General features: G+C 62.3%; 11 protein-coding genes. All 11 read left to right on the plus strand.

Annotated elements, in window-relative coordinates; all coding sequences use genetic code 11:
• Positions 1–152: 152 nt before the first annotated feature.
• A complete protein-coding gene (asd, locus tag AXG89_RS20225; protein ID WP_062172071.1) occupies positions 153–1274 on the plus strand; it encodes an aspartate-semialdehyde dehydrogenase in 1122 nt (373 codons plus the stop codon).
• A 140-nt stretch (positions 1275–1414) separates the two neighbouring features.
• Positions 1415–3610 (plus strand): FimV/HubP family polar landmark protein, encoded by a 2196-nt coding sequence (locus AXG89_RS20230; protein ID WP_062172072.1) that lies wholly within the window; start codon positions 1415–1417, stop codon positions 3608–3610.
• Between the two features lies 1 nt (position 3611).
• On the plus strand, positions 3612–4421 hold the full coding sequence (gene truA / locus AXG89_RS20235) for a tRNA pseudouridine(38-40) synthase TruA (protein ID WP_062172075.1): 810 nt from the start codon (positions 3612–3614) through the stop codon (positions 4419–4421).
• A 13-nt stretch (positions 4422–4434) separates the two neighbouring features.
• The gene (locus tag AXG89_RS20240; RefSeq protein ID WP_082771547.1) at positions 4435–5103 is read left to right on the plus strand and encodes a phosphoribosylanthranilate isomerase; all 669 of its coding nucleotides are present in this window, start codon (positions 4435–4437) and stop codon (positions 5101–5103) included.
• Positions 5104–5151: 48 nt separating this feature from the next.
• A complete protein-coding gene (gene trpB, locus AXG89_RS20245) occupies positions 5152–6345 on the plus strand; it encodes a tryptophan synthase subunit beta (protein WP_062002468.1) in 1194 nt (397 codons plus the stop codon).
• 11 nt (positions 6346–6356) lie between these two features.
• Positions 6357–7208 (plus strand): DNA-methyltransferase, encoded by an 852-nt coding sequence (locus tag AXG89_RS20250; protein ID WP_062172077.1) that lies wholly within the window; start codon positions 6357–6359, stop codon positions 7206–7208.
• Between the two features lie 61 nt (positions 7209–7269).
• Positions 7270–8073, plus strand: a complete 804-nt coding sequence (gene trpA / locus AXG89_RS20255) for a tryptophan synthase subunit alpha (protein ID WP_062172079.1) — start codon at positions 7270–7272, stop codon at positions 8071–8073.
• A gap of 64 nt (positions 8074–8137) precedes the next feature.
• Positions 8138–9010 carry an acetyl-CoA carboxylase, carboxyltransferase subunit beta gene (accD, locus tag AXG89_RS20260; protein WP_062172080.1) on the plus strand — a complete coding sequence of 291 codons (873 nt, stop codon included), beginning with the start codon at positions 8138–8140 and terminating at the stop codon, positions 9008–9010.
• A 150-nt stretch (positions 9011–9160) separates the two neighbouring features.
• Positions 9161–10483, plus strand: coding sequence for a bifunctional tetrahydrofolate synthase/dihydrofolate synthase (gene folC / locus AXG89_RS20265; RefSeq protein WP_062172610.1), 1323 nt, complete (start codon positions 9161–9163; stop codon positions 10481–10483).
• A gap of 35 nt (positions 10484–10518) precedes the next feature.
• On the plus strand, positions 10519–11430 hold the full coding sequence (locus AXG89_RS20270; protein WP_062172081.1) for an SPOR domain-containing protein: 912 nt from the start codon (positions 10519–10521) through the stop codon (positions 11428–11430).
• A gap of 6 nt (positions 11431–11436) precedes the next feature.
• A complete protein-coding gene (locus AXG89_RS20275) occupies positions 11437–11973 on the plus strand; it encodes a CvpA family protein (RefSeq protein WP_062172083.1) in 537 nt (178 codons plus the stop codon).
• Positions 11974–11976 lie beyond the last annotated feature (3 nt).

The following is an 11976-nucleotide window of genomic DNA, read 5'->3' on the forward strand; positions in this document are numbered from 1 at the left end:
CCGTCACGTGCCTCAAACGCATTACGAAAACCATTTCCCTCAAAACGATCACGTTCCGCTGATCGCCTGTCGTGTCCGCCCATCTTCCCCGCGCGGTCACGCCGGCGGAGGGTCTGGCTGAAGCGGGGAAGTGTCCACAATAAAGGTTAGTCATGAACGTAGGTCTCGTTGGTTGGCGCGGCATGGTCGGCAGCGTCCTGATGCAGCGCATGCAGCAGGAAGGCGATTTCGACCTGATCGAACCGGTGTTTTTCAGCACCAGCAATGCGGGCGGCAATGCGCCGTCGTTCGCGAAAAACGAGACGAAACTCAAAGATGCGACAAGTATTGACGACCTGAAAAAGTGCGACGCGATCATTACGTGCCAGGGCGGCGATTACACGAACGACGTATATCCGAAGTTGCGCGCCGCCGGCTGGAAGGGTTACTGGATCGATGCGGCTTCGTCGCTGCGCATGAAGGACGACGCGGTCATCATTCTCGATCCGGTGAACCTGAATGTCATCAAGGATTCGCTGGTGAAGGGCGGCCGGAATTTTATCGGCGGGAATTGCACGGTCAGCCTGATGCTGATGGCGCTCGGCGGCTTGTTCAATCACAAGCTGGTCGAATGGACGACCGCCATGACGTATCAGGCGGCTTCTGGCGCGGGCGCGCAGAACATGCGCGAACTGCTGCAGCAAATGGGCGTGCTGTACGGCGCGGCCAAGGAGGATCTGGCGGATCCGTCGTCGGCCATTCTGGATATCGACAAGCGCGTGCAGGCGGCCATGTCGAGCGAACGCATGCCGGTCGATAACTTCGGCGTGCCGCTCGCCGGCTCGTTGATTCCCTGGATCGACAAAGACCTCGGCAACGGCATGTCGAAGGAAGAATGGAAGGGCGGCGCGGAAACCAACAAGATTCTCGGGCTTCCCGCTATGGGCGAACAAGGTTCGGTTCCGGTCGACGGCTTGTGCGTGCGCATCGGGGCAATGCGTTGTCACTCGCAGGCGCTGACCATCAAGCTCACGAAGGACGTGCCGCTGGATGAAGTGCACGGCATCCTGGCATCGGCGAATGACTGTGTGAAGGTCGTTCCGAACGAACGCGAAGCATCGATGCGCGATCTGTCTCCGGCCGTCGTCACGGGTTCGCTGACGGTGCCGGTCGGCCGTCTGCGCAAGCTGGCGATGGGCGGCGAATATCTGTCGGCGTTCACGGTCGGCGACCAGTTGCTGTGGGGCGCGGCCGAACCGCTGCGCCGGATGCTTCGCATCCTGCTGGACAAGTAAAGTAAACTACGCGCCACGACGCGCGGCAGTTTGATTAAAGCGTCGCGCTTGCGCGGCGCTTTTTCGTTGTGCTGCGGGTTTATCGCGGTTCCTGGTTCCTGTTTCCCGTTTTCGTTTCTGTCCACTCGCCTGGAGTTTCAATGATCGTTCGTCCGAGTCGGCCATTTCATTCGCAGCCCCGCCACTTCACTCGTGCGCGGCGCGCGGCGCTGAACGCGGCGAGTGCCGCGAGTGTGCTGCTCGGGACGTCGTTGTTCTCGAATGCCATGGCTCAGGCGAGCGCTGCGTCCGCGCCTGTCGTTGCGTCCGACGCGCCCGCGGTGACGCAATACAGCGTGAAACCCGGGCAATCGCTGAGCGATATCGCGACGCAGATCACAGGTTCGACTGACCGCGCCACGCGTGAAAAGATGTCCCGCGCGCTCTTCGATGCCAATCCGAATGCGTTCATGGGTCACGATCCGAGCCGGTTGAAGCTGGGATCGGTTTTGAACGTGCCGCAGGGTGATGGGGCGGCGAGCGCCTCGGCGGCTTCTGGGGCGTCAGCGGCTTCATCCGCTCCGGCTCCGGCTGTGCCTGCCGTTGTTGCGTCATCGCCTGCAACCGCCGCGCCGGTTGTTACGGCAAGCGCACCGGAAACTGCGGCCGTTCCAGCGGAGGCTGCGTCCTCCAGTACCACGCGCGTCCCCTCCGGCGCTGAGGTTAGCGGCGCGGTGACGGCGAGCACTGCAAGCGGTGCATCGGCTGCTTCCGAGGCTCAGCCGGCATCGGGCGCGAGCGAAATCGCAGCGGCTTCTGCGCCGGTCGCGGCGTCAGTGCCGGCCTCGGCGCCAGTTGCATCGGCTGTAACGCCGGCTTCGACGGCGAGCTCCGCGCCGACGTCCGGAAATGGGCCGATTGGCTGGATTATCGGCGTGGTCGTGGCGATCGGTCTGCTCCTCATCGCGATGAGAGCAAGCAAGCGCCGCCGCGCCGTCGCAGTGCCGGAAGTCGATCAAGTCACGCCGGAGCCGCCGGTGGTAGCGCCGGCGCCACAAGCACCGGCGCCACAAGCACCGGATACCCCGGTGCACAGCATCCATTCGCATCAGGCGACTGGCGCCGCCGACCTTGAAGGCGTGGCCGTGCAACGTGGGCAAGGCGAGCTGAACGCCGTTGCGGCGAGCATGGAAAATTACGATGCCGCCCAGGCCTTCGATACCCCCACGGAAGACACGCCGCTCAGTTCAACCGAAGCCAAAGCCGCCGATAACAACGACGATGATGACGCTGCACACGTAACGCTCAGCACCGCAGTTTTGCCGCAGGAACCCGAAGTGAAACGCGCGCCGTTCATGCCGGATGCGCCGGCGGCGCTTCATCGTGATTTCACGCCGCCCCGGCCGGGTGCGGTCGAGGCAGCGCTGGCTGCCGAACGCGCTGCGACCGAGCGTGCCGTGGCGCTGGAGCAGGCGACGCGGGAAGCTGTCGAGCGGGAAGCGAAAGAGGCAGCAGCAAGGGAAGCGGCGGAACGGGAGGCCGAAGCGCGTGAGGCCGAGAAAGTGGCGGCAGAAGCACGGGAAGCGGAGGCCCGTGAAGCTGAAGCACGCGAGGCGGCTACGCGCGAAGCAGCGGCGCGTGAAGCTTCAGAACGCGAAACCGCAGCCCGCGAAGCCGCAGCCCGAGAAGCCGCAGCCCGAGAAGCCGCATCACACGCAACGCCGCCCGCCGATCACGCAACCACCCCGCACGACGACTCCTACGACGAAGAACCGTCCTCCCCCGCGTCGCGTCTGCCGCAGCCCAAATTCCCCCAGGAAGCGATCGAAGCCTTGAGCGCGCTCGATTTCGGCTTGCCGCCGCGTCAGGAAGCGCCCCTTGAAAGCCCCGAACCGCCACCGGCTTCCAAGAACGCGGAAGCCGAAACACAAGAAATCGCACCGGCGTCGATCACCCCGCAACCCATCGCGGACCCGGCTGTCTTCGATCAGCAGAACGAGCAGCATCGTCATCCGGATGCGTCGTCCGACTTGCCCGCGGCTTCGGCTGCCGAGCAAATCGAAACGGGAACGGCAGGCGCGGCGTCGGTGGCGGGACTCGGCGCATCGCGCTTCGGCCCGTTGAGCCTCGACTTCGACTACAACTCGCCGTCGAGCCAGACCGAGCCGCTGCCGGCGTTCACGCCGGAACAGATTGCGACCATCGCGCGCAACAAGCTCGAACTTGCCGTCGAATACATCGAACTCGGCGACTTGTCGGGCGCGCGCACGCTTTTGCAAGAAGTCATCGATTCGAACGATGCAGCCACGCGCCAGCCCGCCGCCACGTTGTTATCCACGCTCGCGCCGCTCTCCTGACATGGCTTTGAAACGCATTGCACTTGGTATCCAGTACGACGGTTCGGCGTTCAGCGGCTGGCAGACACAATCGGACGTCAAGACCGTGCAGGATGTGCTTGAACGCGCTCTCGGCAAGTTCACGCAAACGCGCGTGCAAACCGTCGTCGCGGGAAGAACCGACACGGGCGTGCATGCGCTCGGCCAGGTCGTCCATTTCGACACCGAACTCGAACGCACCGACTTCGCCTGGGTTCGCGGCACGAACGCGTTCCTGCCGCAAAGCGTTGCGGTGCAGTGGGCGCGGCCGATGCCCGATGATTTCCACGCGCGTTTCGGCGCCTTCGAGCGCACTTACTACTACGCGCTGTACGTCCACCCCGTGCGCTCGCCGATGATCCCCGGCCGCGCCGGCTGGTGCTACGCGGCGCTCGATGCCAACGCCATGCGCGAAGCGGCGGCGCTGATCATCGGCAAGCATGATTTCACGGCGTTCCGGTCGTCCGAGTGCCAGGCGAAGACGCCGGTGAAATACCTGCGTCAGATCGATATCATCGAAGAGGGCGACTTCATCCATTTTCGCTTTCGCGCGAACGCGTTCCTGCATCACATGGTGCGTAACCTGATGGGATGTTTCGTTGCGATCGGCCGCGGCAAACATCCGCCGTCGTGGCTGCGGGAGTTGCTCGAAGCGCGCGATCGCAAGCGCGCCGCGCCGACTTTCATGCCCGACGGCCTGTATCTGGCCGAGGTCGGCTATCCTGAGAACTTCGCGGTACCCGCGCCGCGCCTGGGAAGCTACCCTTGGAACGCGGTCTGGCAAGGAATTTAACGTGCAAACTAACGTGGGCCATAACGATCTGCATAGAACGCGCATCAAGTTGTGCGGTTTGTCGAAGACGGAAGATGTCGATGTCGCCGTCGATCTCGGCGCGGATGCCGTCGGTTTCGTGTTTTATCCGCCCAGCCCGCGTTCGGTGAGCGTGGGCCACGCGATCGATCTGGCCGAACGCGTGCCCCCGCTGGTATCGGCCGTGGGTTTGTTCGTCAACGCGACGCCGGAATGGGTTCGCGAGGTGACATCGAATGTCAGATTGTCGCTTCTGCAGTTCCACGGCGACGAAACGCCTGCGCAATGCGCCGCGCTTGCTGAAGTTGCCGGTTTGCCATGGTGGCGCGCCGTTCGGGTAGAGCCCGATGCCACCGCGCATGATTTGGTAGAATCATCTCTTAATTATCTAGCAGCCAACGGTTTGCTCCTCGACGCCTATGTCGATGGCTACGGTGGCGGTGGAAAGGTATTCGATTGGTCACTTATCCCAACAGATCTCGGGCATCGGGCCGTTTTGAGTGGTGGGTTGAACGCGCAAAACGTCCATGAGGCCATCCGGCTCGTCCGGCCCTACGCGGTCGATGTCTCCAGCGGCATCGAAGTAGCGGGGGTCAAGGGCGTGAAAGACCACGCCCGAATGGCGGCGTTCGTTCGCGCGGTGCGCGAAGCGGATGCCGGATGATCAACGTGGGCAAGCGCAATGCTGCCACGTACCGAGAGAGTGACACACATGTACAACTTACCTGACAATCGCGGCCATTTCGGCCCTTATGGCGGCACGTTCGTCTCCGAAACGCTGGTTCACGCGCTCGACGAACTCCGCGACGCTTACGAAGAATGCAGCAAGGATCCGGCTTTTATCGCCGAGTATGAGTACGAACTGAAGCATTACGTCGGCCGGCCTTCGCCGATCTATCACGCCAAACGCTGGAGCGAGATGCTCGGCGGCGCGCAGATCTATCTCAAGCGCGAAGACCTGAACCATACCGGCGCGCACAAGGTTAATAACGTCATCGGACAGGCGCTGCTCGCGCGCAAGATGGGCAAGCCGCGCGTGATCGCGGAAACAGGCGCAGGACAGCACGGCGTGGCGACTGCGACCATTGCGGCGCGTTTCGGCATGGAATGCGTGGTCTACATGGGCTCGGAAGACGTGCGGCGTCAGGCGGCAAATGTTTATCGCATGAAGCTGCTCGGCGCGACGGTCGTGCCGGTCGAATCGGGTTCGAAGACGCTGAAGGATGCGTTGAACGAAGCCATGCGCGACTGGGTTACGAACGTCGAGAACACGTTTTACATCATCGGGACGGTGGCGGGTCCGCATCCTTATCCCATGATGGTCCGCGACTTCCAGCGTGTCATAGGCGACGAATGCAAGGTGCAGATGCCCGAGATGACCGGCCGCCAGCCCGACGCGGTGATCGCGTGTGTAGGCGGCGGTTCGAACGCAATGGGGATCTTCTATCCGTATATCGATAACAAGGACGTGCGGCTGATTGGCGTCGAAGCCGCCGGCGACGGCATGGATACGGGCCGTCACGCCGCTTCCCTGATGGGCGGAAGCCCGGGCGTTCTTCACGGCAACCGCACGTATCTTCTGCAAGACGATAACGGCCAGATCATCGAGACGCATTCGGTATCGGCGGGGCTGGATTATCCCGGCGTCGGCCCGGAACACGCGTGGTTGAAGGATGCAGGGCGTGCCGAATATGTGGGCATCACCGACGAAGAAGCGCTGAAGGGTTTTCACGATTGCTGCCGGATCGAAGGGATCATTCCCGCGCTCGAGTCGAGCCACGCGCTCGCATACGCCGCGAAGCTCGCGCCCACGCTGCCGAAAGACAAGCTGTTGCTCGTCAATCTGTCTGGTCGCGGCGACAAGGACATGCATACGGTCGCCGAGCGCACCGGCATCACGTTCTGAGCCCACAACCCATGCGCGATGAAATCGTCTATGCAGGAACGGACCTCGCCGAGCGCGGAATCCGCTTGCATCACCGCGATTTCCTGGCCGATGCAGCGAATCTGCCGGACGGCTCTATCGACTTGATCGTGGCCGATCCGCCGTATGGTCTGGGAAAGGACTACGGCAACGACTCGGACATGCGTTCGGGCGAAGCCTTCCTCGACTGGACTTACGGCTGGCTCGAGCTTGCAATCCCGAAGCTCAAGCCAAGCGGTTCGCTTTATATTTTTTGCACATGGCAATATGCGCCCGAGATCTTCGTGTTCCTCAAGCGCCGCCTCACAATGGTCAACGAGATCGTGTGGGACCGGCGCGTACCGAGCATGGGCGGAACGGTGCGCAGATTTACGTCGGTGCATGACAACATCGGTTATTTCGCGGTATCGAAGGATTACTTCTTCGATCTCGATCCCATCCGCATTCCTTATGACGCAGTGACGAAGAAGGCGCGTTCGCGCAAATTGTTCGAAGGCAGCAAGTGGCTGGAGCTGGGATACAACCCGAAGGACGTCTGGTCCGTTTCGCGGTTGCACCGGCAGCACGCTGAGCGAGTCGATCACCCGACGCAGAAACCGCTGGAGATCATCGAACGGATGGTTCTCGCAAGTTGTCCGCGCGGCGGCCGCGTGCTGGATCCGTTCATGGGCAGCGGCACCACCGCCGTTGCGTGTGCGCGGCATGGGCGCGAGTTTGTCGGGTATGAAATCAACGCCGACTATCACGCAATTGCCCAAGCGAGAGTGGCGCAGACGCCGCCAGCGGTCGTGCCGGTTGAGGAGCCGGTACCCGTTGTTGAAAATGCTTCTATCGATCAAGCGTGAACTTCGCCAAAGTCGCTGCTAAAAAACGCCAAACGCGCCAATAAGCGCAGAAGAGATAATCATGTCCCGTATCAAGAGCACATTTGCGGCACTCGCCGAGCAGGGCAAAAAAGGCCTGATTCCGTTCATCACGGCCGGCGATCCGAATCCCGAGCAGACCGTCGAATTCATGCACGCGCTCGCCAAGGGCGGCGCGGACGTCATCGAACTGGGCGTGCCGTTTTCCGATCCCATGGCCGACGGTCCCGTGATCCAGCGTTCCTCGGAACGTGCGTTGGCGCGCGGCATGTCGCTCAAGCACGTTCTCGCCGATGTAAAACGCTTCCGCGAAACCAACGTCAAAACGCCGGTCGTCCTGATGGGCTATGCCAATCCGATCGAGCGCATGGGCATCGAAGCCTTCGCCAAGGCGGCGCAGGATGCTGGTGTGGATGGTGTGCTGGTCGTCGATTACCCGCCGGAAGAATCGGTGGAATTTAGCCAGGCGATGCTCGCCGCCGGCATCGATCCGATCTTCCTGCTGGCGCCTACATCGACCGATGAACGCATCGCTGCCGTGGGCAAAGTTGCCAGCGGCTACGTCTATTACGTGTCGTTAAAAGGCGTGACCGGTTCGGCAAATCTGGACGTGGCGAGTATCGCGAGTAAAATCCCGGCCATCAAGGCGCATGTGGCGTTGCCGGTGGGTGTCGGTTTTGGCATTCGCGATGCCGCTTCAGCCCGGCTGGTGGCGGATGTATCGGATGCGGTCGTGATCGGCAGCCGTCTCGTGCAATTGCTCGAAGAAGCGTCGCCGGACACGGCGGCTGAAAAGCTGACGAGTTTTATCGCTGAAATTCGTGCGGCGCTCGATTCTGCAAAATAACCCGTGATCGCGGCCAAAAAGATTCAAACAGGCCGCGACATACGCGAAACATGAAGGAAAAACGATGAGCTGGCTCGACAAACTGTTACCGCCGAAGATCAAGCAAACCGATCCGAAAAGTCGCAAGGGCATTCCGGAAGGACTGTGGATCAAGTGCCCGGCGTGCGAAGCGGTGCTGTACCGCAACGACGTCGAGGCGAATCTGCACGTTTGCCCGAAGTGCAGTCACCATATGCGGATCGGCGCGCGTGAACGGCTCGACGGCCTGCTCGATCCGGAAGGCCGCTATGAAATCGGCCAGGAAATCCTGCCGGTCGACGCGCTGAAGTTCAAGGACAGCCGCAAGTACCCGGACCGCCTGAAAGAGGCAATGGAAGATACAGACGAAACCGACGCCATGGTCGTCATGGGCGGTGCAATCCACACCATTCCGGTCGTGACCGCATGCTTCGAATTCTCGTTCATGGGCGGGTCGATGGGCTCGGTCGTCGGCGAACGTTTTGCTCGCGGCGCCCGCAACGCGCTTGAACAGCGCACGCCGTTCATCTGCTTCACGGCATCGGGCGGCGCGCGGATGCAGGAAAGCTTGCTTTCGCTGATGCAGATGGCGAAAACCACGGCCATGCTGACCAAGCTCGCCGAAGCCAAGCTGCCGTTCATCTCCGTTCTCACCGACCCGACCATGGGCGGGGTTTCCGCCAGCTTCGCGTTCCTCGGCGACGTGGTGATCGCGGAACCGAAGGCGCTGATCGGCTTTGCCGGACCGCGCGTGATCGAGCAAACCGTGCGTGAGAAGCTGCCGGAAGGCTTCCAGCGTTCAGAGTTCCTGATCCAGAAGGGCGCCATCGACATGATCGTCGACCGCCGGAAAATGCGCGAGGAGATCGCGCGCCTGATCGCATTGCTGACGCTGCAACCGGCTGATTCGGTCGCCTGAAGCATAGTCAGCAGCGCATTGTTTAATGCGCCTTCCAGGCAGCAATGGCGCGGAAGGTGTCAAATGATGACGGCCCAGGCGCCGCGCGCGAACCCGCCCCGGGTCGCGCGCGGCGTTTTCGTTTTGGCGTTTCCCCTCAAGCACTCTCTCATGACGACTTCTTCGGTTACTTTTCCTTCGCTCGACGCATGGCTTACGCATCTGGAATCGGCGCATCCGGTCGGTATCGATATGGGTCTCGCGCGCATCAGCCAGGTTCGCGATGCGCTCGTGCTTGAATTCTCGTGTCCGGTGATCACCGTGGGCGGGACGAACGGCAAGGGCTCGACGTGCGCGATCATCGAGACCATCTTGTTGCGCGCGGGATATCGCGTGGGGTGTCATACGTCGCCGCATCTGCTCGCGTTCAACGAGCGCGCGCGGCTCAATGGCGTCGATGCGACGGATGCGGAGCTGCTCGAACACTTCGAAGCCGTCGAGAAGGCGCGAACAAGTTTTGCCGAACCGGTCTCGCTGACGTATTTCGAATTCACGACGCTTGCCATCATGCGGCTGTTTGCATCGCGCGAACTGGATGCCGTGATCCTCGAAGTGGGGCTCGGCGGGCGGCTGGACGCGGTGAATATCGTCGATCCGGATTGTGCGATCGTGACGAGCATCGACATTGACCATACGGAATATCTCGGCGATACACGCGAGAAGATCGGCTTCGAGAAAGCCGGGATTTTCCGTCCGGATACGCCTGCGATCTGCGGCGATCCGTCGCCGCCGCAGTCGCTGATCGACCACGCGAAGGCCATCGGCGCGGACCTGTGGCTGGTGGGCCGCGATTTCCGCTATGAAGCGCAGGGCGGAAACGAGCGTCAGCAGTGGAGTTACATCGGCCGGACGCAGCGGCGCTCCGCGCTGGCTTACCCCGCACTGCGGGGTGCCAACCAACTGATCAATACGTCGGCGGCGCTCGCAGCGCTTGAGTCATTGCGCGACCGGATCCCGGTTTCCGCACAGGATATCCGCCTGGGACTGGCGAACGTGGAATTGCCGGGACGCTTCCAGGTCGTACCGGGTAAGCCGCAAGTGATCCTCGATGTCGCCCATAACCCGCACGCAGCGGCCGTTCTGGCGCAAAATCTCGGCAACATGGGCTTCTTCCCATACACGTACGCCGTGTTCGGCGCCATGTCCGATAAAGACATCGCCGGCGTTGTGGAACATCTGAAAGGCGAGATCGACCATTGGAACGTGACGGCGCTCCCGCTGCCACGCGCAGCCTCGGGCGCGGCGCTCGAAAGCGTTTTACGCGATGCCGGCGTCAACGACACTGCCGACAGCAGCGTTACACAATTCAATAATCCGGCCGACGCTTATCAAGATGCGTTAAAGCGGGCGTCCGAAAATGATAGAATTTTGGTTTTCGGCAGTTTCCATACGGTCGCCGGTGTAATGGCGTACCGTAAATCGCAGCGTCATTGAACGGACGGCCGGCCAGCCTCTCGCACAAGCCAACCATGTCCTTTTTTTCGTTCGGCAAGAAAGACGACGCGCCTTCGGGTCGCGATGATTATTCCGACTCCTCGCGCGGCTCGCGTCAGACCGTCCGCACGGAACGCCGGACGCGCCGCAGCGACCGCCCCGAAGCCGATGCAATGATGCTCGACCCTACGCTGCCCGAAAAGCAGCGTGCGCGCCGCCGTCTGGTAGGTGCGCTTGCGCTGGTCGCGGCCGCCGTGATCGTCCTGCCCATGGTACTGGACTCGCATCCGAAGCCTGTCACCGACGACATTTCCATCGACATTCCCACGCGCCCCGCGGCGCCGTTGCCAAAGACCACGCATAGCGATACTGCGGCGGGTCCGGCAACCGATTCTCCAGCCGATACCCAGGCGGGCGTTGCGCCGGATAGTCCGGTCGGCGACGCGGGCAACGCGACGACTGCTGCCGCGCCGGTGACGAAGCCGGAATCGAAGCCGGAGTCGAAGCCGGAATCGAAGCCGGAATCGAAGCCCGCTGCGAAGCCTGCCGAAACGCAGGCACAGGCGAAAGCCGCTGTGCCCGCCGCTCCTGCGCAGAAGCCCGTAACCGCACCAGTAACGCCACCCGTACAAGCTTCAAAGCCGCCTGTCGACGCACCGGCGGCGGCTGCCGCTGCTCAGAAGAACACCCCGGCATCGCCGGCCGGCAGCCGTTTCGTGATCCAGATCGGTACTTTTGACGAAGACGCCGTCGCACAGAGTTGGGTGGCCAAGTTGAAGGCGGCGGGAGTGCCCGCATATGTTGAGCGTCGGAAGGAAGCTGACGGCACGACGCGCGCATTGTTGCGTGCGGGACCGTTTGCCGACCGGGCGGCTGCATCGGCGGCGCTCGGCAAGGTGCGTCAGGCTGGTTTGGGCGGCGGCGGCAACAACGCATCGGCGAACTAGCATTTGATGTTCACCAGTTTCGACTACGCGGTGATGGCCGTGATCGGCCTCTCCGCGCTGCGCGGAATGTGGCGTGGCTTGCTGGCCGAAGTGTTCGGCCTGATCGGCTGGATTGCGGCCTTGCTGGTCGCGGGCCGATTTGTCGGACTTGTCGTGCCGTATATCCCCGCGAACTGGCCGGGCGGCGCGCTGACACAATGGCTGATCGCGTTCCTGGTGATCGTGGCGGCCGTGCTGGTGGTATCGAGCGTGGCTGGCGCGTTGCTCTCGCGTGTGACCGAAGTGGTCGGGCTGCGCGGTATCGACAGGTCGCTTGGACTTTTGTTTGGCCTCGTGCGAGGCGCAATTCTGGTAGTGATCCTGGTCGCCCTGGCGGGCTTGACCGAACTGCCGCAACACGATTTCTGGCGTAACGCGTTGTTCCGGCCCGCGGTCGAACAAGGCGTGCGAGAACTGAAACCGCTGCTCCCCGATACGCTCGCCGCGTATGTGCGCACCCCGCCGGACGGCTCGCAAGAACCTTCGGCGCCTCCTGCGCAATAACGA

Source organism: Burkholderia sp. PAMC 26561 (genome assembly GCF_001557535.2).
Classification (GTDB): domain Bacteria; phylum Pseudomonadota; class Gammaproteobacteria; order Burkholderiales; family Burkholderiaceae; genus Caballeronia.

Bases quoted from the DNA above. Each gene is read 5' to 3' on its own strand.
- asd (WP_062172071.1), top strand. From the start codon at position 153: ATGAACGTAGGTCTCGTTGGTTGGCGCGGCATGGTCGGCAGCGTCCTG.
- AXG89_RS20230 (WP_062172072.1), top strand. From the start codon at position 1,415: ATGATCGTTCGTCCGAGTCGGCCATTTCATTCGCAGCCCCGCCACTTC.
- truA (WP_062172075.1), top strand. From the start codon at position 3,612: ATGGCTTTGAAACGCATTGCACTTGGTATCCAGTACGACGGTTCGGCG.
- trpB (WP_062002468.1), top strand. From the start codon at position 5,152: ATGTACAACTTACCTGACAATCGCGGCCATTTCGGCCCTTATGGCGGC.
- AXG89_RS20250 (WP_062172077.1), top strand. From the start codon at position 6,357: ATGCGCGATGAAATCGTCTATGCAGGAACGGACCTCGCCGAGCGCGGA.
- trpA (WP_062172079.1), top strand. From the start codon at position 7,270: ATGTCCCGTATCAAGAGCACATTTGCGGCACTCGCCGAGCAGGGCAAA.
- accD (WP_062172080.1), top strand. From the start codon at position 8,138: ATGAGCTGGCTCGACAAACTGTTACCGCCGAAGATCAAGCAAACCGAT.
- folC (WP_062172610.1), top strand. From the start codon at position 9,161: ATGACGACTTCTTCGGTTACTTTTCCTTCGCTCGACGCATGGCTTACG.
- AXG89_RS20270 (WP_062172081.1), top strand. From the start codon at position 10,519: ATGTCCTTTTTTTCGTTCGGCAAGAAAGACGACGCGCCTTCGGGTCGC.
- AXG89_RS20275 (WP_062172083.1), top strand. From the start codon at position 11,437: ATGTTCACCAGTTTCGACTACGCGGTGATGGCCGTGATCGGCCTCTCC.